We start from the raw sequence: 25,708 nt of genomic DNA, 5'->3' as shown, positions 1-25,708 counted from the left end.
GTTAGATAATACTGTGACTTACGCACCATCGTCAAATATCGCATGCCCCTGAAGCCTAGCCTGATCCTCGCGTCCAGCTCGCGTTACCGCAAAGAATTGCTGTCCCGCCTGCGCCTGCCCTTTACCGCCATTTCCCCCGATGTGGACGAAACGCCACAACCGGGCGAAACGCCCGAAGCCCTAGCCCTGCGCCTGTCCGTGGCCAAGGCCATGGCGGTGGCGGCGAACCGCCCCGGCAGCATCGTGATCGGCTCGGACCAGGTGGCCACCGTGGACGGGCAGCCCATCGGCAAGCCCGGCGACTTTCCGCGCGCCCTGGCCCAATTGCGGGCCCTGTCGGGCCAGCTCGTGGAATTCCACAGCGCGCTGGCGGTCACCGACGGCCAGCGCGCGGAAAAAGCCGACGTCGTCACGCGCTGCCGCTTCCGCCGCCTGACGGACCAGGCGATCGAAGCCTACCTGCGGGCCGAGGAACCCTACGATACCGCAGGCAGCGCCAAGGCGGAAAGCCTGGGCATCGCCCTGATGGAGAGCATCCAGAGCGACGATCCTACCGCCATCATCGGCCTGCCGCTGATCGCGCTGACCGGCATGCTGGCGCGATTCGGGCTGGACCCGCTGGACGCCCCCGGAGCGCCCGCATGAGCCACCACCCGGCCGCCCCGCAGGCTCATGGCGCCGCAGCGCGCCAGCGCGAAGGCACCTCAGTAAAAGGCGCCCTGCACCTGATCCCCGTCGGCCTGGGCGACGCCCCGCCCGAACGCTGGCTGCCCGCCGAAGTCCGCGCCCTGGCCGGTCGGCTGGACACCTATATCGCGGAGAACGCCAAGACCGCCCGCGCGTTCCTCAAGCTGATCGGCACCACCCGGCCGCTCCAGGAAATCACCATCCACACCCTGAGCGACAAGGTGGACGCCGCCCAGATCAAGGCCTGGCTGGATCCCATCCAAAGCGGCGCGGAAATCGGACTGGTTTCCGAGGCCGGCTGCCCCGCCGTCGCCGATCCGGGCGCAAAGGTCGTGGATGCCGCCCACCGGCTGGGCATGACCGTCAAGCCCTGGGTCGGCCCCTCGTCCATCCTGCTGGCCCTGATGGCGAGCGGGCTGGACGGCCAGCGCTTCGCCTTCCACGGCTACGCGCCCGTGGACCCGGCCGAACGCGCCAGGCAGTTGCGCGCCTGGGAACAGCATTCGGCCAAGCACAACCAGACCCAGCTCCTGATCGAGACCCCCTACCGCAACGCCGCCATGTTCGCCACGCTGCTGGCCAGCCTGAAAGGCGATACCAAGCTGTGCGTGGCCCGCTCGGTGACCACCGCCGACGAATGGATCGCGACCCGCAGCGTGGCCGACTGGAAGCGGCAGCCCGCGCCCCAGCTCGACAAGCTGCCCACGCTGTTCCTCTACCTGGCCCGCTGAACCATGCTCCGCCTGACCTCCGCGCTGCTGGCCACGGCAGTCCTGGCCGGATGCGCCGCGCGCGGCCCCGCCGGCCTGGACCTCGACACCTCGGTCACGGCCGTCAGCCAGGCCAGCCGGGTCCGTTCCATCGTGCTGCACTACACCTCCGTCGACGACGCCCGCTCGATGCAGTTGCTCTCCAAGGGCAAAGTCAGCGCTCACTACCTGGTGACCGATTCCGGGCGGACCTACCGGCTGGTCGACGAAAGCCGCGCCGCCTGGCACGCCGGCGCCAGTTCCTGGTACGGCAACATCGCCATGAACAGCACGTCCATCGGCGTCGAAGTCGTGAATCCGGGCTGGACCGAAGGCCCCGACGGCAAGCCGATGTGGCATCCCTACAACGACCGCCAACTGCGCGCGCTGACCATCCTGCTGCGCGACATCGCCCAGCGCCACGGCATCGCGCCCGAGAACGTGGTGGGCCACAGCGACATCGCGCCGCAGCGCAAGGTGGACCCCGGCCCCCTCTTCCCGTGGAAGGCCCTGGCCGCCGCCGGCATCGGGCGCTGGTACGACGAAACCGGCGCGGCCCAGCACCTGGCCCGCCTGCAATCGCAAGGCGTCCCCGACGCCGCGTGGTTCCAGGAACAATTGCAGCGGCTGGGCTACGCCTGCCCGCAGGACGGCGTGCTGGACAAGGCCACGATCAACGCGCTGGCGGCGTTCCAGATGCACTACCGCCCGGCCCTGCACGATGGCCAGCCGGACGCGGAAACCGCCGCCATCATGCTGGCGATGCTGTAGGGCGGGGCCCCGTCAGCGGCGGCGCCGCAGCCATGCCACCACCCGCCAGCCCAGCAGCAGGGCCAGGACGGAGGCATAGATCAAGGGTTGCGCGAAATCATTCTTGCCGGCCTTGTGCCACCAGTAATGCAGCACCGCCAGCAGGCCGATGGCATAGACGGCGCGGTGCAGGCTTTGCCAGCGTTTTCCCAGCTTGCGCATGGCCCATTGCGTGGAGGTGGCCGCCAATGCCACCATGAGCACGAACGCCGCGAATCCCACCGTGATGAAGGGGCGTTCGCCGATGTCGCGCAGCATTGCCGCCGGATCCAGGCCCCGGTCCCACCAGACCCAGGCCATGAAATGCATGGCGCCGTAGAAAAAGGCGAAGAGCCCGCACATGCGCCGCAGGCGCACCAGGGCCGGCTGCCCCGCCAGGCGGCGCAGCGGCGTAATGGCCAGCGTGACCAGCAGGCAGACCAGCGTCCAGGTGCCGGAGGAACGGGTCAGGAATTCGACCGGGTTCGCGGTCAGGCCGTCGTTCGCGCCCAGCCAGAACCAGCGCGCGAACGGCGCCAGCCCCAACAGGAACAGGACGGGCTTGAAACGCCCGACCGCCTTGGCGGAAAGCTGCGCCTTGCGCGGCGGCGCCTGCGAAATGCCATCGGGCATGGCCGCCTCAGTAGTTGGCCTTCAGGTCCATGCCCTGGTAGAGCGATGCGACCTGCTCGCCGTAGCCGTTGAACATCAGGGTCTTGCGCTTGGGCGAGAACAGGCCGTCCTCGCCGATGCGGCGCTCCGTGGCCTGGCTCCAGCGCGGATGGGGCACGCCGGGATTCACATTGGCGTAGAAGCCGTACTCCTGCGGCGCGGCCCGCATCCACGAGGAAACCGGCGCTTTCTCGACCAGGCGGATCTTCACCAGGGACTTGGCCGACTTGAAACCGTATTTCCAGGGCACGGCCAGCCGCAGCGGCGCGCCGTTCTGGTTGGGCAGCACCTTGCCGTAGACGCCGAAGACCAGCATGGCCAGCGGATTCATCGCCTCGTCGATGCGCAGCCCCTCGACATAGGGCCATTCCAGGATCGCGGCGCGCACGCCCGGCATGTTCTCGCGCTGCACCGCCGTCACGAATTCCACATACTTGGCGTTGCCCGTGGGCTCGACCTGCTTGAGCAGCGCCGAAAGCGAATAGCCCACCCAGGGGATGACCATCGACCAGCCCTCGACGCAGCGCAGGCGGTAGACGCGCTCTTCCAGGGGCGCCAGCTTCAGCAGTTCGTCGATGGAGAAGGTGCGCGGCTTGCCGGCCTCGCCCTCGACGCTCACGGCCCAGGGACGCGTCTGCAACTTGCCGGCATTTTCGGCCGGATCGCCCTTATCGACGCCGAACTCGTAGTAATTGTTGTAGGACGTGACGTCGGCGAACGAGGTCTGTTTGTCCATGACGCTCAAGGCGGGGTCGGCCTTGCCCGGCAAGGCGCCGGCATCCTGCGCGAATGCGCTGCGCGCGGCCCAACCCGGAAGGCCCGCCGCCGCGGCGGCCAGCCCGGCCCGCAGGATCAGTTCGCGGCGCGACCGCCAGACGGCCTCGGAGGAGATCTCGGAGGGAAGAATATCGTCGGGCCTGCGTATCAGCATCATGGTCTCCGGTGTGGCGCCTGCGGGATCGCGCCCCGCGCAACCCATGGACGACGCGGGGCTCCATGATATTCCGCGGCGGATGCGGTGCTTGCGGCTATTTCTTGCGGGTATTTCTTATAGACCCGTCCGCAAGCGAGGCGTTCCGCGCCCGGAAATCCGGGCTGCTACAGCCCGGCGCCGGCCGAGATCCGCGGCAGCAGCCATTCGCGCACCCCGGGCACGCTGTCGAGCACCGCCTGGGGACCGCAGCCCTCGAGTTCCTTCGACGTATGCGCGCCGTAGGTCACGCCCAGCCCATGGACGCCGGCGTTGGCCGCCATCTGCAGGTCGTGCGAGGTATCCCCTATCATCACCACGCGGCCCGGCGCCACGTCCAGTTCCTGCATCAATTCGTGCAGCATCGCGGGGTGCGGCTTGCTGAACGTTTCGTCGGCGGTGCGGGTGGCGTCGAAGAGCGGCCCCAGGCCGGTCGCGGCCAGGGCGCGGGTCAGGCCGACGCGGCTCTTGCCGGTGGCGACCGCCAAGCGGACGTTCTGCCCGGCCAGCTCGGTCAGGAGTTCCCGCGCGCCCTCGAACAGGCGCAGTTCCGGATCCCGCAGCAGGTAATGCGTGCGGTAGCGTTCCAGGAAGCGCGGCAGCATGGCCTGCGTCAGTTCCGGGACCGCCCGGCGCAAGGCGCTTTCCAGGGACAGGCCGATCACCCAACTGGCGTCGGAGGCCGACGGCACCGCCAGTTCCAGGTCGCGGCAGGCTCCCTGGATGGCGGCCACGATGCTGTGCGTGGAATCCATCAAGGTGCCATCCCAGTCAAAAACGACCAGCGAATACGACATATCAGACCGACTCCAGTTGTTTCAGTATTTTCAGGCACGCCGGCGGCAGCTCGGCGGTCAGCGTCAGGGGCTCGCCCGTGGCGGGGTGGGCCAGGGTCAAGCGGTGGGCATGCAGGAACATCCTGCCGAAACCCATGCGCGCGAAGTGCGCTCGCACCTCGTCGTGGCCGTACTTGTCGTCGCCCACGATGGGAAACCCGCTGGCGGCCAGGTGCACCCGGATCTGGTGGGTGCGCCCGGTGCGCAGTTCGGCGTCCACCAGACTGTAGCCGCCGAACCGCCGCTTGAGCGTGACGATGGTGTGCGCCGACTGCCCGTCCGGGTCCACCTTGACGCGGCGTTCGCCGGACTGCGTGGTCCACTTGGACAGGCCCAGCTTGATGTGCTGGCGGTCGTTGACCCAATCGCCCTCGACCAGCGCCAGGTAGTGCTTGTCCCCTTTTCCTTCGCGCAGCATGGCGTGCAGCGCCAGCAGCGCGCTGCGCTTCTTGGCCACCATCAGCAAACCCGAGGTTTCGCGGTCCAGCCGGTGCACCAGCTCCAGGAACTTGGCGTCGGGCCGGGCGGCCCGCAATTGTTCGATCACGCCGAAGGACACGCCGCTGCCGCCGTGGACCGCCACCCCGGCGGGCTTGTCCACCACCAGCAGGGCGTCGTCCTCGAAGACGATGGGGAATTCCGCGCCCGGCACCGGCCGCGGCGTGCCCGGATCCGGCAGCCGCAGCGGCGGGATCCGCACGATATCGCCCTCGGCGATGCGGTAGTCGGCCGAGATACGTCCCTTGTTTACCCGCACCTCGCCGCCGCGGATGGCTTTGTAGATATGCGTTTTGGGGACGCCCTTGCACAGGCGGACCAGATAATTGTCCAGGCGCTGGCCGGCGTGTTCGGCGCCCACCTCGACCATGCGGACGGCGGGGGCGGCTTTAGAGGGAGAGGCAGGGGAGGAAGTTTCTTTGCGCATTGCGGAAAGCGACATATAATCGGGACAGCCTTAAGGGGCTGAACCAGCCGCCTGACGTAGAGGTGCAACTGTACGCAACTCCGTCGAGCGCGTGGGCCGCCATTGTACTGCCTGCTCGTTCAGTCCCTGGGTCTCTTGGTCGCCGGCGCAACCGCGCCCTGCCTGATAGTGGTGTGGCATTCATTTTGCCCGCTGTCCCAGCAGGTCCGTTGCATGCCGCAAGCGGCTCTGAAGCACTGCAAGAATCGTCGCATATTTAAAGCACCAGTTGCGCGTCGGCAACCATTCCGGCTGCAACTGCCGTTCACAGCAATTTTTCCGTCAAACCACATTCAGTGAAGCTGACCCTCCTGCTGACAGAACCCCGTGCCCCACGGCACGACGTGCCCGCCTGACCCGCGGCGGATACGCCTGGGCGCCGCCCAGGTACGGTCCGCATTCTTTCTTGCCCGCTTCAGCCCGCAGCCCGAGTGACCCGAGGTCACGCGCCGATATCGGCGCGTCATGACAACGGAGAACCCCTCTCATGAAGCGCATGCTGTTCAATGCGACGCATCAGGAAGAATTACGCGTCGCTATCGTCGATGGGCAGAAACTCATCGACCTCGACATCGAGACTGCCGGCCGCGAACAACGCAAAGGCAACATCTACAAAGGTGTCATTACCCGGATCGAACCCGGCCTCGAAGCCTGCTTCGTCAACTACGGTGAAGACCGCCACGGCTTCCTGCCCTTCAAGGAAGTTGCGCGCAGCTTCTTCAAGGAAGGCGTGGACGTCCGCAGCGCCCGCATCCAGGACGCCCTGCGCGAAGGCCAGGAACTGATCGTCCAGGTTGAAAAGGAAGAGCGCGGCAACAAGGGCGCAGCCCTGACCACGTTCATCTCGCTCGCCGGCCGCTACCTGGTCCTGATGCCCAACAACCCCCGCGGCGGCGGCGTTTCGCGCCGTGTCGAGGGCGAGGACCGCCAGGAACTGCGCGACACGATGGAGCAGCTCGATCTGCCCCAGGGCATGAGCATCATCGCCCGCACCGCCGGCATCGGCCGCAACGTCGAAGAACTCCAGTGGGACTTGTCCTACCTGTTGCAGCTCTGGACGGCCATCGACGGCGCCGCGCGCGACAACTCCGCGCCCATCCTGATCTACCTGGAGTCCAGCCTGGTCATCCGGGCCATCCGCGACTACTTCTCCCCGGAAATCGGCGAAATCCTCATCGATACCGACGAGATCGCCGACCAGGCCACCGCCTTCATGAGCGTGGTGATGCCGGACAACGTCCAGCGCGTCAAACGCTACCGCGACGACATCCCGCTCTTCTCGCGCTTCCAGATCGAGCACCAGATCGAGACGGCGTACTCGCGTACCGTGCAACTGCCCTCGGGCGGCGCCATCGTCATCGACCACACCGAAGCGCTGGTGTCGGTGGACGTCAACTCGGCCCGCTCCACCCGCGGCGCCGACATCGAGGAAACCGCGCTGCGCACCAACTCGGAAGCGGCCGACGAAGTGGCCCGCCAGTTGCGCCTGCGCGACCTGGGCGGCCTGATCGTCATCGACTTCATCGACATGGAGGACAGCAAGAACCAGCGCGCCGTCGAACAGCGCCTGCGCGACGCCCTCCATTTCGACCGCGCCCGCGTCCAGATGGGCAAGATCTCGCGCTTCGGCCTGATGGAACTGTCGCGCCAGCGCCTGCGCCCCGCCCTGAATGAAGGCTCGCACATCACCTGCCCGCGCTGCAACGGCACCGGCGTGATCCGCGACGCCGAGTCCAGCGCGCTGCACGTGCTGCGCCTGCTCCAGGAAGAGGCGATGAAGGAAAACACCGCCGCCGTGCACGCCCAAGTGCCGGTCGACGTGGCCACCTACCTGCTGAACGAAAAGCGCGCCGACATCACCAAGATGGAAGCCCGCCTGAAGGTCAACCTGCTGCTGATCCCCAACAAGCACCTGGAGACCCCGCATCACCACATCGAGCGCCTGCGCCACGACGACCCCCGCCTCGAAGAGTTGAAGACCAGCTTCGAGCTGGTCGAGGCCCCCGCCACCGACTCCCCCTGGCAGCCCCGCGAACACGAGGTCAAGGCCCGTCCGGAAGCGCTGGTCAAGGGCATCACGCCCTCGCAACCCGCCCCCGTTTCGACGCCGGCTCCCGCCCCCGCCGCGCCCGCTCCGGCTGCCTCCGGCGGCCTGGGCGGCCTGTTCAAGCGCCTGGTCGGCTGGCTGACCGGCGGCGCCGAAACGGCCAAGCCCGCCCCTGCCGCCCAGGAAGACAGCGCCAAGCGCGCCGCCTCCGGCCGCGGCAAGGGCCGCTCCGGCCATGACGGCCAGGAACGCCGTGGCGAACGCCATGGTTCGGACCGCAACCGCAACCGCCGCGGCGAATCGCGCGGCGAAGGCGCGGAAGGCAGCGAAAGCGGCCGCCATCACGTGCGCGGCGGCCGCCGCGCCGAAGGCGACCGTCCGGAACGCGGCGAGCGCCACAACCGCAATGAAGCCCGCGGCGACCGCGACACCCAGGCCGCGCAGTCGGCCCTGGCGTCCAACCGCCCCGAGCAAGCCGAACAGGCCGCCGGGGAAGACGCCGGCGCCGGCCGCAACCGCCGCCGCGGCCGTGGCCGCAACCGCCGCGAGGAAGGCCAATCCGACGCCCCGATGAGCGAACAGGAAAGCATGGTCGCCGCGCTGGCCCAGACGGTCGCCACCGCCCTGCCTGACACCGCTCAGCCGGCCGCGGAAGCCTCCCTGGAAGCCGCGGACGCCGTCGAGCAATCGGCGGATGCGATTCCCGCCGAAGGCGCGGAAGGCGCGGTCGATCCGGAACGCAAGCGCCGCCGCCGCCGCAGCCGCCGTGGCCGCCGCAGCCAGGAAGAATCCGGCTTGGCCGCCGGCGACGATCAGCTCGAAGACGGCAGCGACGAAGAAGCCGGCGAACAGCCCGAAGCCGCGGAACCGGTCCAGGCCCCGGCATCCGACGCCGCGCCGGCACAGGCCGAGCAGGCCGAAGCTGCGCCGGTTCAGGTCGAAGCCGCTCCGGTTCAGGTTGAAGCCGCGCCGGTTCAGGTTGAAGCCGCGCCGGTTCAGGTGGAAGCCACGCCGGTTCAGGTGGAAGCCGCGCCGGTTCAGGCCGAAGCCCCGCAGCAGGCCGAACCCGTGCAGGCGCAAACCGCCGAACCCGAGCAGGAAGCCGCCCCCGCCGTCGAAACGACGCAGCCGGTCGCCGTGCAGCCCGCCAGCGAAGTCTCCGCGCCCGTAGCGCCGGCGGCTCCGGTGGAAGCCGCCGCCGTCGAACCCGTGGCGACGCCTCCCGCCGCCCCGGCTCCGCAGGAAGCTCCGGCTCCGGCCGCCGCGCCCGCCCCGGCTCCCGCCGCGGCAGCCTCGGCCAGCGCGCAGCAGCCCATCGTGGTGCCGGCCGCCGCACCGTCGGCCAAGGCGCAAGCCCTGCACGACGTGGTGAACGCCGCCGGCCTGCAGTGGGTGGAAACCGATCCGGACTGCCACGCCCAGACGCAGTTGCGCATTGCCGCCACGCACACGCCGGTCCGCCTGGGCCGCGAGCGCAAGCCGGTCGCGCCCGTCTCCAACGAACCCCTGGTTCAGGTCGAGACGCGCCACTAAGCGTGCAAGCTGTGCAAGACCCCCGCTTCGGCGGGGGTTTTTTTTGTCTTAAGGCGGCCCGGCGAAAAAAAACCCTCGGTTTCTCCGAGGGTTTTTCGTAGCGGCGTCAGCCGGTTCAGAACTGGTAGGTGTAGGTCAACTGCACCACGTCCAGGCCGGGATTCGGACGCTTGATGCTGGCGTTCGAGAAGTGCGAATAGCGCACGCCGATGCGGTTGTTCGGCGTCAGCAGGAAACCCAGGCCGACGTGGTCGCCGAACTGGAAGGCCGTGCTGATGTTCTCGTCGGCGAAACGCGTGCTGGAGAAGAGCGTGGCGCCGATGCCCGCTTCGAGGTAGAAGCGTTCGCCCGTCCACCAGCGGAACATGGGGATGGCATTGAACTGCCAGACGTGGCCGGGGGAACGCGAACCGTCCGCCCACCAGTACGAGGCGCCGAACTCGGGCGTCAGGTCCAGGCGCCCCCAGTTGCCGCCGAACTGGTAGGTCCAGACCGAAGGCGTTTCGTAGTTCAGCGTCAGGCGCTGATAGTGGTCTCCAATGCCGTAGTGCAGGCTCACGCCGCCCTGGGTGCCGTTGGACGATTGGGCGCTGGCGAACGTCGCGGTAGCCGCCAGGGCCAGCCCGACAAGGCGCGTAAGCATTTTCTTCTTGGTCGACTGCATTGGGATCACTCCGTAGATTTCAACTCTAGAACGCAACATAGCAAAATACGGGCCACACGACTTGATTTGTGTCGCACGCAGGCAACATTGCGGATGGAAAACACTGTTCCGCAAAACATGCGCGCCTGCTCCGCAAGGCGCGTGCCCGGGCGCCCCGCGGGCCGCGCGCATGAAAAAGCCGCCGGGGCCCAGGCCTCCGACGGCATATTGCCACCGCCAGCCCGGCCCGCCTAGTAGCGGTTGACCGGGGTGGCCGCAACGGTTTCGTCAGGCCGTGACCACGTCCGCCGGCTGATTGGTCAGCAGCGCCAGCAGGCGGGCGATTTCCTCGCGCAACTGGCGGCGGTCCACGACCATGTCGATCGCGCCCTTCTGCAGCAGGAACTCGGCGCGCTGGAAGCCTTCCGGCAGCTTTTCGCGCACGGTCTGCTCGATCACGCGCGGGCCGGCAAAGCCGATCAGCGCCTTCGGTTCGGCGATGACCACGTCGCCCATGAAGGCGAAGCTGGCCGACACGCCGCCCATGGTGGGATCGGTCAGCACGCTGATGAAAGGCAGGCCGGCGGCCGACAGGCGGGTCAGCATGGCGTTCGTCTTGGCCATCTGCATCAGCGACAGCAGGCTTTCCTGCATGCGCGCGCCGCCCGAAGCGGCCACGCAGATGAAAGGCGTCTTGTTGTCCAGGGCGGCCTGGGCGCCGCGCGCGAAGCGTTCGCCCACCACCGACCCCATGGAGCCGCCCATGAATTCGAATTCGAAGCAGGCCAGCGTCGCCGGCACGCCGCGGATCGAGCCGCTCATGACCACCAGGGCGTCGGTTTCACCCGTCTGCTTGACCGCCTCCTGGAGGCGCTCGGGGTACTTGCGTGTGTCCTTGAACTTCAGCGTGTCGACCGAACGCGTGGTCTGGCCGATTTCAACGCGGCCTTCCAGGTCGAGCAGCGAATCGATCCGGGCGCGGGCGCCGATGCGCATGTGATGGTCGCACTTGGGGCACACATGCAGATTGGCGGCCAGGTCTTCGCTGTACAGCACCGATTCGCACGACGGGCATTTCACCCATAGGCCTTCGGGAACGCGGCGGGCGCCGCTGTCGCTGGTTTTATTGATGCGAGGAGGCAGGAGTTTTTCGATCCAGCTCATTGTTTTTTCATCCCGTATGAGGTCGCGCCCGCCGTTCAGGCCGACGCGTTTTCTCGTTTCACTAGATCCAGCGCCTGCCGGATGGTGCGCAGCCAGCCGCTGGCGGCGGCGACTGCGGCATCGGTTTTCCGGGCAGCCGGGACGTCCGCCACCGCCTGCTCCATGGTTTCAATCAGTTTGCTGCCGATGACGACCGCGTCGGCCGCGCGCGCCACGCGCTGGGCGCTTTCGGCGTCGCGGATGCCGAAGCCCACGCCGACCGGAATGTCGCGCACGTGACGGCGGATCAGGGCCACGCGCTCGGCCACGTCATCGGTGTTCAGCGAGCCCGAGCCCGTCACGCCCTTGAGCGACACGTAGTACACGTAGCCGCGGGCCACCTCGGCGACCGCCTTGATGCGTTCCTCGGTGGAGGTGGGCGCCAGCAGGAAAATGGGGGCAATGCCCTGCCCGCCCAGCGCCGCGGCGAATTCGACGACTTCCTCGGGCGGATAGTCCACCACCAGCACGCCGTCCACGCCGGCCTGTGCGGCCTCGCGCGCGAACCGCTCCTGGCCCATGCGTTCTATCGGGTTGGCGTAGCCCATCAGCACCACCGGCGTGGCGGTGTCGCGCTGGCGGAACTCGGCCACCATTTCGAGCACGCGGGCCAGGCCCACGCCCTGCGCGATGGCGCGTTCGGCGGCCCGCTGGATGACGGGGCCGTCGGCCATGGGGTCGGAGAACGGCACGCCCAGCTCGATGACGTCGGCGCCGGCCTCGACCAGCGCATGCATCAGGGGAACGGTGGTCTCGGGCGAGGGATCGCCCGCGGCAATATAGGGAATCAGCGCCGCGGCGCGGCCGGATTCGGCGGTGCGCGCAAAGGCGGCGGCGATGCGGTCGGTGCGAGTTGCCATGGTCGGCCCTTAAAGCTCGATACCGGCCTTTTCGGCCACGGTATGCATGTCTTTGTCGCCACGGCCCGACAAATTGACCAGGATGACGGTGTCGCGCGGCAGCGTGGCCGCCATCTTCACCGCCTGGGCGATGGCATGCGAGGACTCGAGCGCGGGCATGATGCCCTCGATGCGGCAGCAGTCGTGGAAGGCCTTCAGGGCTTCTTCGTCCGTGATGCCGACGTACTCGGCGCGGCCGGAGTCCTTCAGCCAGGCATGTTCCGGGCCGACCCCGGGATAGTCCAGGCCGGCCGACACGGAATGCGTTTCCTGCACCTGGCCGTCGGCGTCCTGCATGACGTAGGTGCGGTTGCCGTGCAGCACGCCAACCTGGCCGGCGGCCAGGGACGCGGCATGGCGCCCGGTGTCCATGCCCTCGCCGGCCGCCTCGACGCCGATCAGGCGCACGTTTTCGTACGGAATGTAGGGATGGAAGATGCCCATGGCGTTGGAGCCGCCGCCCACCGCCGCCACGACGTAGTCGGGCTGGCGGCCGACGGCCTCGGGCATCTGCGTCAGGCATTCGTTGCCGATCACGGTCTGGAAGTCGCGCACCATGCGGGGATAGGGGTCGGGACCCGCCACCGTGCCGATGATGTAGAACGTGTTCTCGATGTTGGTGACCCAGTCGCGCATGGCTTCGTTCAGCGCGTCCTTCAGGGTGCGCGAACCGGAGGTGACGGGCACGACCGTCGCGCCCAGCAGCTTCATGCGGTAGACGTTCGACGCCTGGCGGCGGACGTCTTCGCTGCCCATGTAGACCACGCATTCCATGCCGTAGCGCGCCGCCACCGTGGCGGTGGCCACGCCGTGCTGGCCGGCGCCGGTCTCGGCGATGACGCGGGGCTTGCCCATGCGCTTGGCCAGCAGCGCCTGGCCGATGCAGTTGTTCACCTTGTGGGCGCCGGTGTGGTTCAGGTCTTCGCGCTTGAACCAGATCTGGGCGCCGCCCAGTTGTTCAGACCAGCGGCGGGCGTGGTAGACCGGGCTGGGCCGGCCCACGAAATGCTTGAGTTCGTAGTTGAACTCTTCCTGGAAGGCGGGGTCGACGCGATATCGGTCGTAGGCCGCGCGCAGCTCGTCGAGCGCGTGCATCAGCGTTTCCGCCACGAAAACGCCACCATAGGGGCCGAAATGGCCCTTGGCATCCGGAAAGTCGTAAGGTTTCACCAAGCATCTCCCCCGGCATCGCGGCAGGCCACTGCCCGCCGCAAATCCGGTTTGCAACCCGGCATTTTACCTGACGCCGGCTGCGGCCGGGAGCGGAAGCGGCCGCGCGTCCGCTCCGCAAACGGCCGCGGCGGCCTCAGAGGGACTGCCCGAGGCGGCGCAGGAAGGTCTCGCAGGACGCCAATTGGTCCAGCGCGACGTATTCGTCGGGCTTGTGGGCCTGTTCGATGTGGCCCGGGCCGCAGACGACCGTCGGGATGCCGATGCCCTGGAACAGGCCGGCCTCGGTGCCGTAGGCGACCTTGCGGGTCGCGCGGTCTTCGGTCAGGGCACGCACCAACTGGGTGATGGCGGCCTCTTCAGACGCTTCCAGCGCCGGCGCCGCGGCGCCCGTTTCGATCTCGATGCTGGCGCCCTCGAACTCGGCCTGCATGCGCGGCAGGAGCTCTTCGCGCACGTATTTCTCGACTTCCGCCTGGATCTCGTCGGGCTGCATGCCGGGCAGGTTGCGGAATTCGTAGCTGAATTCGCAGGATTCCGGAATGGTGTTGACCGCGATGCCGCCGTGGATCTGGTTGGTGGTCATGGTCGAGAACGGCACGTCGTAGAACTGGTCGTACGGACCCTTGGCCTTGAAGCTGTCGGCCAGGTCGCGGATGCGGCAGATCAGGCGCGCGGCGTATTCGATGGCGTTGCAGCCGCGCGGGGTCAGGGACGAATGCGCCGCCTTGCCATGCACCTTGCAGCGGAACAGGTTGATGCCCTTGTGCGCCACCACCACCTGCATGCCGGTGGGCTCGCCCACCACGCAGCCTTCCGGCCGGATGCCGCGGTCGTGCAGGTCGGCCAGCATGTAGGGCGCGCCGGCGCAGCCCACTTCCTCGTCGTAGGAGAACGCCAGGTGGATCGGCTTCTTGCGGGGCATGGCCAGGAATTCCGGCACCATCGCCAGCGAACCGGCGATGAAGCCCTTCATGTCGCAACTGCCGCGGCCATAGAGCAGGCCGTCCTTTTCGATGAGCTTGAACGGGTCCGTGCTCCAGTCCTGGCCGTCCACGGGCACCACGTCGGTATGGCCCGACAGGACGATCCCGCCCTGCAGGCCGCCGTCCTGCCCCGGCAGGGTGGCGAACAGGTTGGCCTTGGTGCGCTCCGGATTGTGCGCCAGCCATGCGTCGACGCCCTGGCCCTTGAGCCAATCGCGGACGGTTTCGATCAGGGCAAGATTGGAATTGCGGCTGGTGGTGTCGAAACCGACCAGCGTTTCCAGCCAGGTGCGCGCGTTCATGTCACTACTCTCGTGGGGAAAAAGAGCAGTGTAAAGCCAGGCGCCGCCCGCGGCACGCTCATCACCGAGTTCTTCACGCCGCAGCAGATCGCCGACCGGGCGTGGCGCCTGCCCTTCGCCTTCGGCCTGGTCATCGTGCCGATCGCCATCCATATCCGCCGCAACGTCGACGAAACCGACGTCTTCAAGCAGATCAAGGAAGAAGAGCGCCAGGCGGCCTCGCGCGCCGCGGGGGCTCAGCGGCGCACCGCCGACGACACGCCCTGCACCTCGGCCAGCGCGTCCAGCGCGCGCGACAGGGACTCTCCGCCGCGCACCTCCACCGTGAACACCATATGGGCCAGCGACTGCCGGCTCTGCGTGTTCACGCCCACCACGTTCAGGCGCAGCCGGGCAAAGACCTCGGACAGGTCGCGCAACAGGCCGGAACGGTCGTGCGCGCGCACGCTGATATCCACCGGATAGAAGGTGTCGGACGTCTCGCCCCACGCCACTTCGATGACGCGCTCGGGCTCGCGCGCGGCCAGGGCCAGATAGCTGTGGCAGTCGCTGCGGTGGATGGACACGCCGCGCCCCCGCGTGACGAAGCCCGCGATGGCGTCCGGCGGCGCCGGACGGCAGCAGCGCGCCAGTTGGGTCAGCAGCGACCCCACCCCCACCACCAGCACGCCGCTCTTGCCGCTTTTTTCGGCGCTGCCCGCGCTGGCGCTGCGCAGCGCGGCCGGCTGCGGCTCGGCGGCGGGCGCCGGCTGCTGGAACAGCGTGTCGATCTGCCGCAGGCTGAATTCTTCCTTGGCCGCCGCCACGTACAGGTCGTCGGCGCGGGCAAAGCCCAGGTTCTGCGCCAACTGTTCGAGATTGACGGCGGTCTTGCCCAGGCGCTGCAATTCCTTTTCCACCAGCGCCTGGCCCTGGGTGATGCGCTGCTGCAGTTCGATCGCGTTGAACCACATGCGCACCTTGGCGCGGGCCCGGGGGCTGGCCAGGAATCCCAACTGGGGATTGAGCCAGTCGCGCGACGGGCCGCCCGACTTGGCGGAAATGATCTCCACGGTCTGGCCGGTGGACAGCCGCGTCTGCAGCGGCACCATCTGGCCGTCGACGCGGGCGCCGCGGCAGCGGTGGCCCAGGTCGGTATGCAAGTGATAGGCGAAGTCGACCGGCGTGGCGCCCGCGGGCAGCTCGATCACGCGCGCCTGGGGCGTCAGCACGTAGATGCGTTCGTCGGTGTGCGCCGGCGCCGCCGCCGCGTTGCGGCCCTTGCCGGCGGGCTTGCCGGGGGCCGGCCCGGCGGGTTCGCCGCCGCCCTCGACCTCGGTGTTCCAGGCCAGCAACTGGCGCATCCACGCCAGTTGGCGGTCGTATTCGCTGGAGGCCGCCACCTGGCCGCCCTTGGACCCCGCCTCTTTGTAGCGCCAATGCGCGGCCATGCCGTATTCGGCGAACTGGTGCATCTCGCGGGTGCGGATCTGCACTTCGAACGGGCGGCCGTCGTCGTCGGTCACGACCGTGTGCAGCGAACGGTAGCCGTTGGGCTTGGGCCGGGAAATATAGTCGTCGAACTCCTCGGAGATCGGCGTCCACATCTCGTGCACCATGCCCAGCGCCGTATAGCAGGCGCGCACGTCGTCCACGATGATCCGCAGCGCGCGCAGGTCGTACATCTGGGAAAAATCCAGGCCCTTCACGCGCATCTTGTTCCAGATGCTGTAGATGTGCTTGGGCCGGCCGCTGACCTCGGCCTCGATTCCGCTTCGGGCCAGCGCCGCCTGCAGGCGCTCGATGGCGCTGGCGATGAAGGCCTCGCGCTCGGCCCGCTTTTCTTCCAGCAGGCGGGCGATCTGCTTGTACTTTTCCGGCTCCAGGAAACGGAACGCCAGGTCTTCCATTTCCCACTTGATCTGCCAGATCCCCAGGCGGTTGGCCAGGGGCGCGTACAGGTCCAGGGTTTCCCGGGCGAAGGCGGTGGAGCACGGCGCCTTGCTTTCCGCGTGCCAGCGCAGGCTGCGCAGCCGGGACGCCAGCCGCATCAGCACGATGCGCAGGTCGGCCGCCATGGCCAGCAGCATCTTGCGCTGCATTTCCTTCTGGGAACCGCTTTCGGCTTCGGCGTCGCTGGCCTGCCGGGCCACCACGCCCAGCCGCAGCAGGGCCCGCGTGCCCTGCACCAGCCGCGCGATCTCGGCGCCGAACGCGGCCGCGACCGGGTCGCTGCGCAAGGACGGCGCGGGCGCCATCAGGTCGGTCGGCAAGGCGGCCAGCAAGGCGGCCGCCCGCGTCGCGGCGTCGGTGTGCAGGCCCGCCAGCACGCGGACCACGCCCGCGCCGTGTCCGGCCAGGGGCTCGCCCGTCAGCGCGTGCTGCCCTTCGAAGCGGGGCTCGGCCCAGGCGACGGCCCGGTCGATCAACGCCAGTCCGTCGGGATCCAGGCCAGCCCCCACCTCCTCGCGCCAGGCGGCGTCGAAGGGCGAAGGCGCGTCGAGTACAGGCGGGGCGGGCATGACGGGCGGAAAGCGTTATTGGTTGATATGCCGACACTCTACACTAGCGTGTATCAACCCCAAAAGACGCCGCCATCCGCGGCATATGGAAGGAACCCGAGCTTATGTTGCGCTGGCTGAAGGGGCGCGGCGCCCGCCCGTCCGCGGTGGCCGAAATGCAGTCCCGCATCTCGCCCGGACTGTGGCGGCAGGTGCTGGACGCCTACCCGTTCCTGGCGGCGCTGAACGCCGATGAAGCCACCCAGTTGCTGGCGCGCGCGGCCTGGCTGCTGGCCAGCAAGAACATCAATGGCGCGCAGGGGCTGGAAGTATCCGACTTCATGCGCCTGTCGATCGCGGCCCAGGCCAGCCTGCCCATCCTGAATCTGGCACCCGAACTGTACGAAGGCTGGGACGAGATCATCGTGTATCCGGCCGGCTTCCGCGTTCCCCGATCGCGCCAGGACGAGGACGGCGTGGTGCACGAATACATCGAGGACGCCGCCGGCGAGGCCTGGGACGGCGGGCCGCTGGTCCTGTCCTGGGAAGACACACAGCTCTCCGAAGGCGGCTTCAACGTGGTCATCCACGAATTCGCCCACAAGCTGGACCTGCGCTCCGGCTTCGCCGACGGGATGCCGTCGCTGGCGGCGCACCCCGACTTGACGCCCCGGACCTGGCGCCGCGTCCTGGACGACAGCATGGACCGCTTCATCGCCGCCCTCGACGCGGTGGAGGCGGCCATCCCGCCGGACGTCGATCCCGACAGCGAGGAGGCGGACGCCTGGTACGGCCAGTTGCCGATGGACCCGTACGCCGCCACCGACGAAGCCGAATTCTTCGCGGTCAGCTCGGAACACTTCTTCGTGGACCCCTACCCCATGCAGCAGGCCCTGCCGCAATGGTATGAACTGCTGAAGGCCTACTACCGGCAGGATCCCCTGGAACGCCACGCATGAAACAACTGCTGATCGTCTGGCATTCCCGCACCGGCGCCGCGCGGCAAATGGCCGAGGCCGCGGCCCGCGGCGCGCGGTCCGCCGCCGCGCAGCTCGAACAGGATGCCGATTTGCGCGTCGTGCTGCGGCGCGCCGCGGACGCCGAGGCCGGCGAACTGCTCGCCAGCCAGGGCTATCTGTTCTGCGCCCCCGAGAACCTGGCGGGGCTGAGCGGGGAAATGAAGGAATTCTTCGACCGCAACTACTACGCGGTGCTGGACCGGATACAGGGGCTGCCCTATGCCTGCGCGATCAGCGCGGGCAGCGACGGCGCGGGCGCGGCGCGGCAGGCGGAACGCATCTGCACTGGATGGCGGCTGAAGGCGGTGGCGCCCGCGCTCATCGTCAACATGGGCGCGCAGACGGCGCGGCAGATCCTGGCGCCCAAAACCGTGGCGCAGGCGGACCTTGCGAAATGCGAGGAATTGGGGGGATTGCTGGCCGGGACGCTGCTGCTGGGGTAGCGGGCGGAGAGTCGGCCGCGACAGGCGGGGCGGCAGGCGCGGCGCGGCAGATACCGTCTTGGCCGTCAAGCGATCGGCAGGTGTCAGACACCCGAGGAGGCGGACTCCGCCATGCACCGCCATCTCATGGGTGTCTGACACCCATCGAATGAATGCCAGACACCCAAAGGGTTTTAGACCGCCGCCGTAACGACGATCTCCACCTTGTAATCCGGATTCGCAAGCCGGGCCTCGACCGTGGCGCGCGGAGGCGAATTGCCGGCCGCGACCCAGGCGTCCCACGCCTTGTTCATGCCGTCGAATTCCTTCATGTTGGCCACGTAGATCTGGGCCATCAGGATCTTGGTCTTGTCCGTGCCGGCTTCGGCCAGCAGGCGGTCGATCGTCGCGAGCACTTGCTCGGTCTGGCCGGTGATGTCCAGTGTGGCATCGTCCGGCACCTGGCCCGCCAGGTACGCGACGCCGTTGTACACGGCCATGTCCGACAGGCGCTTGTCGACGTGGAAGCGCTTGATGCTGCTCATGAATATTCCCCTAGGATCGAGTGGGTTGGGTGAAACAACGCAAGGAAACCCGCAATTTACCCCGAGCCGCCGTCAGGCGGGAGGCAACTGGAAGACCTGGCGCAGGTAGGCCAGGTAGGCCGGATCGTCGCACATGGTCTTTTCCGGCGCATCCGACACCTTGGCGACGGGCTGGCCGTTGCAGCGGACCATCTTCATGACGATCTGCAAGGGCTCGTGGCCCAGGTCGTTGGTCAGGTTGGTGCCGATGCCGAACGACACTTTGCAGCGGCCGGAGAACTGGCGGGCCAGTTCGATGGCGCGCGGAAAGGTCAGCGAATCCGAGAACACCAGCGTCTTGGCGCGCGGATCCACGCGGTTCTTGCGATAGTGCTCGAGCAGGCGCTCGCCCCAGACGAACGGGTCGCCGGAGTCGTGCCGCGCGCCGTCGAACAGCTTGCAGAAATACATGTCGAAGTCGCGCAGGAAGGCGTCCATGCCGTAGACGTCGGACAGCGCGATGCCCAGGTCGCCGCGGTATTCCTTGGCCCACACTTCCAGCGCGAACACCTGCGAATCGCGCAGGCGCGGACCCAGCGCCTGGCAGGCCTGCAGGTATTCGTGGCCCATCGTGCCCAGCGGCAGGACCTCGTGCTGCTTGGCGAACAGCACGTTGCTGGTGCCGGCGAAATGCGGGCCCATCTGCGCCTTCATGGTGGACACGATTTCCTCGTGCCAGACCTTGGAGAAGCGGCGGCGCGTGCCGTATTCGGCCACGCGGAAATCCGCCAGCGCGGGATCGTCCAGCACCAGGTGCATCTTGGACTGCAGGCGCTTGCGGCCCTCTTCCCAGTCGGGGCTCTTGCGCGTATTGCGGAAATAGACTTCGTTGACGATGGCCAGCACCGGGATTTCGAAGAGGATCGTGTGCAGCCACGGCCCCTTGACCTCGATGCTGATTTCACCGGGTCCCTCGCCCTCGCCGATATGGATGCATCGCTCGGGCATGTGGAACAGTTCGAGGAAATCGACGAAGTCGCTTTTGATAAAACGCAAGCCGCCGAGATATTTAAGTTCGTCTTCGGTGAAGCGCAATTGGCATAGCTGGTGCACTTCCTCGCGGATTTCGTCCAGATAGGGACGCAGGTCGACCCCGGGAGTACGGCATTTGTAACGGTACTCGACCTGGGCAGCGGGAAACTGGTGCAGAACCACCTGCATCATGCTGAATTTATACAGGTCGGTGTCGAGCAGCGAGGTAATTATCATGATTGCGCGTTTCGTTTCGCGACACCATAGCATAGCGCGCGCGCCGCAAGCGCCGAAGGGCCACTATGTCAATACGGGTATTGCCGGCACATCCGCGCGGCATTGGGTAAAATCGGCGCAACAAGACACAAAAGCCGCCGATCCCGGAGTTCCTGAATGACCCACGTTGTCACCGAAAACTGTATTAAATGCAAGTACACCGATTGCGTAGACGTGTGCCCGGTGGACTGTTTTCGTGAGGGTCCGAACTTCCTCGTGATCGATCCCGACGAATGCATCGATTGCGCCGTCTGCATTCCGGAATGCCCGGCCAACGCGATCTACGCCGAAGAAGACGTGCCGCAGGACCAACTGAATTTCATCGCCCTGAACGCGGAACTCTCGCCCGAGTTCGCCAGCATCAGCCGCGCCAAGAAGCCCCTGCCCGACGCCGACGAGTGGAACGGCAAGCAGGACAAGCTGCAATACCTGGAAAAATAATCCGCGAACGCCGGCCCCCGCGTGGCGGCCGGCATCGCGCGATGCCCCGATGACCGACGACTCCAAATACACGCGCCAGACCGTAACCCACGTCCACACCTGGGTGCCAGACAAGCTGTTCTCCGTGCGCGTGACGCGCGACGACGCGTACACCTTCCTGCCGGGCCAGTTCGCGCGTGTCGGTCTGCCGGAAGCCGGCGCCCCCGACGGCGCCCCCACGCTGTGGCGCGCCTACTCCATGGTTTCGGCGCCGCACGAGCCCTGGCTGGAGTTCTATTCCATCGTGGTCCCCGAGGGACTGTTCAGCCCGCGCATGGCCCGGCTGCAGCCCGGCGACTCGCTGTACGTCGAAAAGGCCCCCTACGGATTCCTGACCCTGGAGCGCTTCGCGCCGGGGGGAGACCTGTGGCTGCTGGCGTCCGGCACCGGGCTGTCGGCCTATCTGTCCATCCTGCGCGACCCCGCCGTCTGGCGCGCCTACCGCCGCATCGTCCTGGTGCACGGCGTGCGCACCGCCGCGGAGCTGGCCTATCGCGAAGAGATCGAATCCTGGCGCGAGCAGCCCGGCCTGGCCGAGCTGTTCGCGGCGGATCCGCAAAAACTCGTCTATCTGCCCATCGCCACGCGCGAGCCCCTGCCCGGCATGCCGCAGGAACGCCTCACCACGCTGATCGCCGACGGCCGCCTGGAGCAACTGGCCGGCCAGCCCCTGGATCCCGAGCATGCCAAGGTCATGCTCTGCGGCAATCCCGGCATGCTGGCGGACGCCCGCAAGCTGCTGGGCGAGCGCGGCTTCAAGCCGGGCCGCCGCGGCATCCCCGGCAACCTGGCGGTCGAAAACTACTGGTGACGCCACGCCGTCCGGCGTAGTGCATAAATCCCCCATTTGGGTATTGCCTTGGGGCATAAGAAGCGCCCTAAACTGGTGCCTAACGGATATCGGGTCGTTTTTTAGCAACATATTTGCTTTTTTTGACGGCGTTTCTTCAGGCTGTTTCGAAATATCGTTAGTCCCCGGAGCAATAATCGGGGCACACGCACGACCCAGAAGGATTTTCCCAAATGCTGTATCAATTGCACGAAATGCAGCGCGCCTTCCTGACTCCGTTCGCTGCATTTACGGACGCCGGCTCCCAACTGTTTTCCAGCCCCTACAGCCCTCTCGCCTATACCCCGATTTCCCGCCAGATGGCGGCCGGGTACGAGCTGATGACGCGTATCGGCAAGGAATACCAGAAGCCGGCCTGGAACCTGCCCACCACCCAGATCGACGGCAAATCCGTCCGCGTTACCGAAGGCCTGGTGCTGGACAAGCCGTTCTGCCGCCTGATCCACTTCCACCGCGACGTCCGCCACGCCCACCGCGACGACCCCAAGGTCCTGCTGGTCGCGCCGCTGTCCGGCCATCACGCGACCCTGCTGCGCGACACGGTGCGCGCCCTGCTGCCCGCCCATGACGTCTACGTCACGGACTGGATCGACGCCCGCATGGTGCCGCTGTCGGCCGGCCCGTTCCACCTGAACGACTACGTGCGCTACGTGCAGGACTTCATCCGCCACCTGGGCCCGGACGTGCACGTCATTTCCGTCTGCCAGCCCACGGTGCCGGTGCTGGCCGCCGTATCCCTGATGGCCTCCGCCGACGATCCGTGCCAGCCGCGCAGCATGGTGATGATGGGCGGCCCCATCGACCCGCGCCAGTCGCCCACGCAGGTGAACCGCCTGGCCACGACCAAGCCCTATTCGTGGTTCGAGAACCAGGTCATCCATCCGGTGCCGCCGCGCTATCCGGGGTCGGGCCGCAAGGTCTACCCGGGCTTCCTGCAGCACGCGGGCTTCATGGCCATGAACCCGGACCGCCACATGAAGTCGCACTACGACTTCTACCTGGACCTGCTGCGCGGCGACGACAGCGACGCCGAGGCGCACCGCCGCTTCTACGACGAATACAACGCCGTGCTGGACATGCCGGCCGAGTTCTACCTGGACACGATCCGCATGGTGTTCCAGGACTTCCAGTTGCCCAACGGCACCTGGGAAGTGGACGGCAAGCCCGTGCGCCCCGCGGACATCAAGAAGGTCGCCCTCTTCACGATCGAGGGCGAACTGGACGACATCTCCGGCCAGGGCCAGACGCGCGCCGCCATCAAGCTGTGCAGGAACATCCCGGCCGATCGCAAGATGCACTACACCGCGCCCGACTGCGGCCACTACGGGATTTTCTCGGGCCGCCGCTGGCGCGAAATGATCTGTCCTAAAATTGCCGAATTCATCCGGCAATCTGCGTAGGATGGGTAAAGCGCGAGAGTTCTTAAGCAAGGACTCAGGTATCCAGCGCGCGTAACCCATGCGGCCGTGGGCAGACTGTACCCGGCTCCGGCCGGAAAACAGTCTATTGCGGCAGCATGGGTTACGCGCGTTGGGCGTTCGTGTTCTTGCTTAAGAACTCTCGCGCTCCACCCATCCTACGGCTTTCTGTTTTCCTATCATGTCCTGTCGCTCTCTAGCCGACCGCATCGATGCCTTGCTTCCCCAGACGCAATGCACCAAGTGCGGATACGACGGCTGCCGGCCCTACGCCGACGCCATCGCCGGCGGCGCCGCCCCGATCAATCGCTGTCCGCCCGGCGGCGACGAAGGCATCGCCGCGCTGTCCGCCCTGCTCGGCACCCCTGTCCTGCCGCTGGACACGGCCCGCGGCGAACCCGGCCCGCTGCTGGTCGCCCGCATCGACGAATCCCACTGCATCGGCTGTACGCTGTGCATCCAGGCCTGTCCGGTGGACGCCATCGTGGGCGCCAACAAGCACATGCATACCGTGCTGGACGACTGGTGCACCGGCTGCGACCTGTGCGTGGCCCCCTGTCCGGTGGACTGTATCGAAATGGTCCCCGCGGGACGCGGCTGGAGCGAGCAGGACGCCGCGATCAGCCGCCAGCGCCATCGCAGCCACCTGGCGCGGGCGGAACGCCTGGCCGCCGACAACGCGCGCCTGATGGCCCCCGAGGCGCCAGCGGCGCCCAGCGCCCCCGCGCCCGCCGACGACGCCGGCAACGAGGAGCGCAAGCGCTCCGCCATCGAATCCGCGCTGGCCCGCGCCCGGGCCCGCCGCAACGCGACGAAACAATGAACGCCGCCAAACGCCGAGAAATCTTCGCCCGCCTGCAAGCGGCCAATCCCCATCCCACGACCGAACTGGAATACGACACGCCGTTCCAGTTGCTGATCGCCGTGCTGCTGTCGGCGCAGGCCACCGACAAATCGGTCAACATCGCCACGCGCAAGTTCTTCCCCGCGCATGGCACGCCGCAAGGCCTGCTGGCGCTGGGAGAGGAAGGGCTGGCGGACTACATCAAGACCATCGGGCTCTACCGCACCAAGGCGAAGAACACCATCGCCACGTGCAGGATCCTGATCGAACAGCACGGCGGCGAAGTGCCGCAGACCCGCGAGGCGCTGGAAGCCCTGCCCGGCGTGGGCCGCAAGACCGCCAACGTGGTGCTCAACACCGCCTTCGGCCAGCCCACGATGGCCGTGGACACGCACATCTTCCGCGTGTCCAACCGCACCGGCATCGCCCCCGGCAAGAACGTGCTGGAAGTCGAACGGAAGCTCGAGAAATTCGTGCCCGCCGAATACATGCAGGACGCGCACCATTGGCTGATCCTGCTGGGCCGCTACGTCTGCGTGGCGCGCAAGCCCAAATGCCCCCAGTGCGGCATTTCCGATCTCTGCGAATTCAAGCAGAAAACGCCCGCCTGAACGGCGCGCGCCGGGGCGCATCCGCCGCAGCGGGAAAGGGAAAACCGGGTTTTCCCTCGCCCGGGAAAATGTGACGCATTGATGTCGGTCAACGCGTATTTGCTGCGATGCATTTCCATTCTGGAAACGTTTTCTCCCCTTAAGGTGCAAGCATTGTCGGCCTGCCGACAATTCCCCTTTCCGCACTGCAAAACCTATGACAAACCCTCATGGAATTTTGATAAATAGGTGCGCATACTCGCCGGCAACTCATCGTAAAACTGCGGCACTTCGCAGTCTTTCCGACCCCGCGGGGACCTGCCGCAATCACGGCAGGTGCAGACCAATAAATACAACGCTGGTGCAGCGAATATGGACGACACGATCCTGGAGACAAAAGGCCTCACGAAGGAATTCCGCGGTTTCGTCGCGGTCAATGGGGTCGATTTGCGTATCAAGCGGGGCGAGATTCATGCCTTGATCGGGCCTAACGGCGCCGGCAAGACCACATGCTTCAACCTGCTCACCAAGTTTCTCTCTCCCACTTCGGGAAGCATAAAGTTCAACGGTGTCGACATCACCGGCGAACGGCCCTCGCAGATCGCGCGGCGCGGCATCATCCGTTCATTCCAGATCTCGGCGGTGTTTCCCCACCTGACCGTGCTGGAGAACGTGCGCATCGGCCTGCAGCGCAAGACCGGCCTGTCGTTCCACTTCTGGAAAAGCGACAGGCAGCTAGCCTCGTTGAACGAGCCCGCGCGGGCCCTGCTCGACCAGGTGGACCTGGGCGCGTTCGCCAATGAAACCACCGTCAACCTGCCGTACGGCCGCAAGCGCGCGCTCGAAATCGCCACCACGCTGGCGATGGAGCCCGAACTGATGCTGCTGGACGAACCCACCCAGGGCATGGGCCACGAAGACGTGGACCGCGTCACGCAGTTGATCAAGCGGGTCAGCGCCGGACGGACCATCCTCATGGTGGAACACAACATGAATGTCGTGTCCTCCATCGCCGACACCATCACCGTGCTGGCTCGCGGTTCCGTGCTGGCCGAAGGATCCTACGCCGAAGTCTCCCGCCATCCGGCAGTGATGCAGGCCTACATGGGCACCACCGAGGGCGAACTTCAAGGAGCGCACGCATGAGCACCCCGGCACTGGAAATTTCGGGCCTGCAGGCCTGGTACGGGGAATCGCATATCCTGCATGGCGTGGACATGCGCGTGGGGCAAGGCGAAGTGGTCACGGCAATGTCCCACAGACAGTTGAAGGTTGGGACGGCGGGTGCGGCATAGATTATGCGACCTTGCGATCATGGTCAAT

At 67.0% G+C, this 25,708-nt stretch carries 24 protein-coding genes and 1 pseudogene; 13 read left to right on the top strand and 12 right to left on the bottom strand.

All coding sequences use genetic code 11. The features are described 5' to 3' along the window. The first annotated feature begins 42 nt into the window (after positions 1–42). From AVE30378_RS16235 to AVE30378_RS16225, 3 genes are read left to right on the top strand one after another with little or no spacing between them, the layout of a single operon-like run. A complete protein-coding gene (locus AVE30378_RS16235; RefSeq protein ID WP_129241904.1) occupies positions 43–645 on the top strand; it encodes a Maf-like protein in 603 nt (200 codons plus the stop codon). Further along, positions 642–1,418: an SAM-dependent methyltransferase gene (locus tag AVE30378_RS16230; RefSeq protein WP_244235070.1), complete on the top strand. Its 777-nt coding sequence runs from the start codon at positions 642–644 to the stop codon at positions 1,416–1,418. The genes AVE30378_RS16235 and AVE30378_RS16230 overlap by 4 nt, the downstream gene beginning before the upstream one ends. A gap of 3 nt (positions 1,419–1,421) precedes the next feature. Continuing rightward, entirely contained in the window at positions 1,422–2,207 is a 786-nt protein-coding gene (locus AVE30378_RS16225; protein ID WP_129241903.1) for an N-acetylmuramoyl-L-alanine amidase, read from the top strand. Between the two features lie 12 nt (positions 2,208–2,219). On the opposite strand, the gene msrQ is transcribed toward AVE30378_RS16225, so the two are convergent. The 4 genes from msrQ to AVE30378_RS16205 form a co-directional block, all read right to left on the bottom strand. Beyond that, the gene (gene msrQ / locus AVE30378_RS16220; RefSeq protein WP_129241902.1) at positions 2,220–2,858 is read right to left on the bottom strand and encodes a protein-methionine-sulfoxide reductase heme-binding subunit MsrQ; all 639 of its coding nucleotides are present in this window, start codon (positions 2,856–2,858) and stop codon (positions 2,220–2,222) included. 7 nt (positions 2,859–2,865) lie between these two features. Next, complete coding sequence (gene msrP, locus AVE30378_RS16215; RefSeq protein WP_129241995.1) at positions 2,866–3,828, bottom strand: protein-methionine-sulfoxide reductase catalytic subunit MsrP; 963 nt, start codon at positions 3,826–3,828, stop codon at positions 2,866–2,868. A 167-nt stretch (positions 3,829–3,995) separates the two neighbouring features. Further along, a complete protein-coding gene (locus tag AVE30378_RS16210) occupies positions 3,996–4,664 on the bottom strand; it encodes an HAD family hydrolase (RefSeq protein WP_129241901.1) in 669 nt (222 codons plus the stop codon). 1 nt (position 4,665) lies between these two features. Next, a complete protein-coding gene (locus tag AVE30378_RS16205) occupies positions 4,666–5,628 on the bottom strand; it encodes an RluA family pseudouridine synthase (RefSeq protein ID WP_244235069.1) in 963 nt (320 codons plus the stop codon). A 526-nt stretch (positions 5,629–6,154) separates the two neighbouring features. On the opposite strand from AVE30378_RS16205, the gene AVE30378_RS16200 reads away from it, so the two are divergent. Then, positions 6,155–9,247 (top strand): Rne/Rng family ribonuclease, encoded by a 3,093-nt coding sequence (locus AVE30378_RS16200; protein ID WP_129241899.1) that lies wholly within the window; start codon positions 6,155–6,157, stop codon positions 9,245–9,247. A gap of 115 nt (positions 9,248–9,362) precedes the next feature. On the opposite strand, the gene AVE30378_RS16195 is transcribed toward AVE30378_RS16200, so the two are convergent. The 6 genes from AVE30378_RS16195 to AVE30378_RS16165 form a co-directional block, all read right to left on the bottom strand. Next, complete coding sequence (locus AVE30378_RS16195; RefSeq protein ID WP_129241898.1) at positions 9,363–9,911, bottom strand: acyloxyacyl hydrolase; 549 nt, start codon at positions 9,909–9,911, stop codon at positions 9,363–9,365. Positions 9,912–10,178: 267 nt separating this feature from the next. After that, complete coding sequence (gene accD, locus AVE30378_RS16190; protein ID WP_129241897.1) at positions 10,179–11,054, bottom strand: acetyl-CoA carboxylase, carboxyltransferase subunit beta; 876 nt, start codon at positions 11,052–11,054, stop codon at positions 10,179–10,181. A 35-nt stretch (positions 11,055–11,089) separates the two neighbouring features. Then, entirely contained in the window at positions 11,090–11,953 is an 864-nt protein-coding gene (gene trpA, locus AVE30378_RS16185) for a tryptophan synthase subunit alpha (protein WP_129241896.1), read from the bottom strand. Positions 11,954–11,962: 9 nt separating this feature from the next. Then, on the bottom strand, positions 11,963–13,162 hold the full coding sequence (gene trpB, locus AVE30378_RS16180; RefSeq protein ID WP_129241895.1) for a tryptophan synthase subunit beta: 1,200 nt from the start codon (positions 13,160–13,162) through the stop codon (positions 11,963–11,965). Positions 13,163–13,298: 136 nt separating this feature from the next. Further along, on the bottom strand, positions 13,299–14,450 hold the full coding sequence (gene argE / locus AVE30378_RS16175) for an acetylornithine deacetylase (RefSeq protein WP_129241894.1): 1,152 nt from the start codon (positions 14,448–14,450) through the stop codon (positions 13,299–13,301). Between the two features lie 236 nt (positions 14,451–14,686). Next, positions 14,687–16,951, bottom strand: a complete 2,265-nt coding sequence (locus AVE30378_RS16165; protein ID WP_129241893.1) for a RelA/SpoT family protein — start codon at positions 16,949–16,951, stop codon at positions 14,687–14,689. A 104-nt stretch (positions 16,952–17,055) separates the two neighbouring features. On the opposite strand from AVE30378_RS16165, the gene AVE30378_RS16160 reads away from it, so the two are divergent. Continuing rightward, positions 17,056–17,889, top strand: a complete 834-nt coding sequence (locus tag AVE30378_RS16160; RefSeq protein WP_129241892.1) for a M90 family metallopeptidase — start codon at positions 17,056–17,058, stop codon at positions 17,887–17,889. Continuing rightward, entirely contained in the window at positions 17,886–18,392 is a 507-nt protein-coding gene (locus AVE30378_RS16155; protein ID WP_129241891.1) for a flavodoxin family protein, read from the top strand. Before AVE30378_RS16160 ends, AVE30378_RS16155 begins: the two co-directional genes overlap by 4 nt. A gap of 173 nt (positions 18,393–18,565) precedes the next feature. On the opposite strand, the gene AVE30378_RS16150 is transcribed toward AVE30378_RS16155, so the two are convergent. Together AVE30378_RS16150 and pncB are read right to left on the bottom strand one after the other, a co-directional pair. Further along, positions 18,566–18,916 carry a RidA family protein gene (locus AVE30378_RS16150; RefSeq protein ID WP_062679502.1) on the bottom strand — a complete coding sequence of 117 codons (351 nt, stop codon included), beginning with the start codon at positions 18,914–18,916 and terminating at the stop codon, positions 18,566–18,568. Between the two features lie 72 nt (positions 18,917–18,988). Then, positions 18,989–20,164 (bottom strand): nicotinate phosphoribosyltransferase, encoded by a 1,176-nt coding sequence (gene pncB, locus AVE30378_RS16145; protein WP_165360205.1) that lies wholly within the window; start codon positions 20,162–20,164, stop codon positions 18,989–18,991. 156 nt (positions 20,165–20,320) lie between these two features. Between pncB and fdxA the strand changes: the two genes are divergently transcribed. The 7 genes and pseudogenes from fdxA to AVE30378_RS16110 form a co-directional block, all read left to right on the top strand. Beyond that, on the top strand, positions 20,321–20,644 hold the full coding sequence (gene fdxA, locus AVE30378_RS16140) for a ferredoxin FdxA (protein WP_006389264.1): 324 nt from the start codon (positions 20,321–20,323) through the stop codon (positions 20,642–20,644). A gap of 49 nt (positions 20,645–20,693) precedes the next feature. After that, a complete protein-coding gene (locus AVE30378_RS16135; protein WP_129241889.1) occupies positions 20,694–21,494 on the top strand; it encodes a ferredoxin--NADP reductase in 801 nt (266 codons plus the stop codon). 212 nt (positions 21,495–21,706) lie between these two features. After that, on the top strand, positions 21,707–22,933 hold the full coding sequence (locus tag AVE30378_RS16130) for a polyhydroxyalkanoate depolymerase (RefSeq protein WP_129241888.1): 1,227 nt from the start codon (positions 21,707–21,709) through the stop codon (positions 22,931–22,933). Between the two features lie 199 nt (positions 22,934–23,132). Next, positions 23,133–23,774, top strand: coding sequence for an electron transport complex subunit RsxB (gene rsxB, locus AVE30378_RS16125; protein ID WP_129241887.1), 642 nt, complete (start codon positions 23,133–23,135; stop codon positions 23,772–23,774). After that, positions 23,771–24,406: an endonuclease III gene (nth, locus tag AVE30378_RS16120; RefSeq protein WP_129241886.1), complete on the top strand. Its 636-nt coding sequence runs from the start codon at positions 23,771–23,773 to the stop codon at positions 24,404–24,406. Before rsxB ends, nth begins: the two co-directional genes overlap by 4 nt. A gap of 351 nt (positions 24,407–24,757) precedes the next feature. Continuing rightward, positions 24,758–25,531, top strand: a complete 774-nt coding sequence (locus AVE30378_RS16115; RefSeq protein ID WP_129241885.1) for an ABC transporter ATP-binding protein — start codon at positions 24,758–24,760, stop codon at positions 25,529–25,531. Then, positions 25,528–25,638 (top strand): annotated as a pseudogene (locus AVE30378_RS16110) (ABC transporter ATP-binding protein); the annotation flags it as partial. The gene AVE30378_RS16115 and the pseudogene AVE30378_RS16110, both read left to right, overlap by 4 nt. Between the last annotated feature and the right edge of the window lie 70 nt (positions 25,639–25,708).

The organism is Achromobacter veterisilvae (assembly GCF_900496975.1).
Lineage (GTDB): Bacteria > Pseudomonadota > Gammaproteobacteria > Burkholderiales > Burkholderiaceae_B > Achromobacter > Achromobacter veterisilvae.
The sequence above is the reverse complement of the archived record's forward strand: the minus strand, read 5'-3'. Positions and strand labels throughout refer to the sequence as shown.

What these genes read in the sequence shown, in the direction of transcription:
- AVE30378_RS16235 (WP_129241904.1), top strand. Translation starts at nt 43, where the DNA reads ATGCCCCTGAAGCCTAGCCTGATCCTCGCGTCCAGCTCGCGTTACCGC.
- AVE30378_RS16230 (WP_244235070.1), top strand. Translation starts at nt 642, where the DNA reads ATGAGCCACCACCCGGCCGCCCCGCAGGCTCATGGCGCCGCAGCGCGC.
- AVE30378_RS16225 (WP_129241903.1), top strand. Translation starts at nt 1,422, where the DNA reads ATGCTCCGCCTGACCTCCGCGCTGCTGGCCACGGCAGTCCTGGCCGGA.
- msrQ (WP_129241902.1), bottom strand. Translation starts at nt 2,858, where the DNA reads ATGCCCGATGGCATTTCGCAGGCGCCGCCGCGCAAGGCGCAGCTTTCC.
- msrP (WP_129241995.1), bottom strand. Translation starts at nt 3,828, where the DNA reads ATGCTGATACGCAGGCCCGACGATATTCTTCCCTCCGAGATCTCCTCC.
- AVE30378_RS16210 (WP_129241901.1), bottom strand. Translation starts at nt 4,664, where the DNA reads ATGTCGTATTCGCTGGTCGTTTTTGACTGGGATGGCACCTTGATGGAT.
- AVE30378_RS16205 (WP_244235069.1), bottom strand. Translation starts at nt 5,628, where the DNA reads ATGCGCAAAGAAACTTCCTCCCCTGCCTCTCCCTCTAAAGCCGCCCCC.
- AVE30378_RS16200 (WP_129241899.1), top strand. Translation starts at nt 6,155, where the DNA reads ATGAAGCGCATGCTGTTCAATGCGACGCATCAGGAAGAATTACGCGTC.
- AVE30378_RS16195 (WP_129241898.1), bottom strand. Translation starts at nt 9,911, where the DNA reads ATGCAGTCGACCAAGAAGAAAATGCTTACGCGCCTTGTCGGGCTGGCC.
- accD (WP_129241897.1), bottom strand. Translation starts at nt 11,054, where the DNA reads ATGAGCTGGATCGAAAAACTCCTGCCTCCTCGCATCAATAAAACCAGC.
- trpA (WP_129241896.1), bottom strand. Translation starts at nt 11,953, where the DNA reads ATGGCAACTCGCACCGACCGCATCGCCGCCGCCTTTGCGCGCACCGCC.
- argE (WP_129241894.1), bottom strand. Translation starts at nt 14,450, where the DNA reads ATGAACGCGCGCACCTGGCTGGAAACGCTGGTCGGTTTCGACACCACC.
- AVE30378_RS16165 (WP_129241893.1), bottom strand. Translation starts at nt 16,951, where the DNA reads ATGCCCGCCCCGCCTGTACTCGACGCGCCTTCGCCCTTCGACGCCGCC.
- AVE30378_RS16160 (WP_129241892.1), top strand. Translation starts at nt 17,056, where the DNA reads ATGTTGCGCTGGCTGAAGGGGCGCGGCGCCCGCCCGTCCGCGGTGGCC.
- AVE30378_RS16155 (WP_129241891.1), top strand. Translation starts at nt 17,886, where the DNA reads ATGAAACAACTGCTGATCGTCTGGCATTCCCGCACCGGCGCCGCGCGG.
- AVE30378_RS16150 (WP_062679502.1), bottom strand. Translation starts at nt 18,916, where the DNA reads ATGAGCAGCATCAAGCGCTTCCACGTCGACAAGCGCCTGTCGGACATG.
- pncB (WP_165360205.1), bottom strand. Translation starts at nt 20,164, where the DNA reads ATGATAATTACCTCGCTGCTCGACACCGACCTGTATAAATTCAGCATG.
- fdxA (WP_006389264.1), top strand. Translation starts at nt 20,321, where the DNA reads ATGACCCACGTTGTCACCGAAAACTGTATTAAATGCAAGTACACCGAT.
- AVE30378_RS16135 (WP_129241889.1), top strand. Translation starts at nt 20,694, where the DNA reads ATGACCGACGACTCCAAATACACGCGCCAGACCGTAACCCACGTCCAC.
- AVE30378_RS16130 (WP_129241888.1), top strand. Translation starts at nt 21,707, where the DNA reads ATGCTGTATCAATTGCACGAAATGCAGCGCGCCTTCCTGACTCCGTTC.
- rsxB (WP_129241887.1), top strand. Translation starts at nt 23,133, where the DNA reads ATGTCCTGTCGCTCTCTAGCCGACCGCATCGATGCCTTGCTTCCCCAG.
- nth (WP_129241886.1), top strand. Translation starts at nt 23,771, where the DNA reads ATGAACGCCGCCAAACGCCGAGAAATCTTCGCCCGCCTGCAAGCGGCC.
- AVE30378_RS16115 (WP_129241885.1), top strand. Translation starts at nt 24,758, where the DNA reads ATGGACGACACGATCCTGGAGACAAAAGGCCTCACGAAGGAATTCCGC.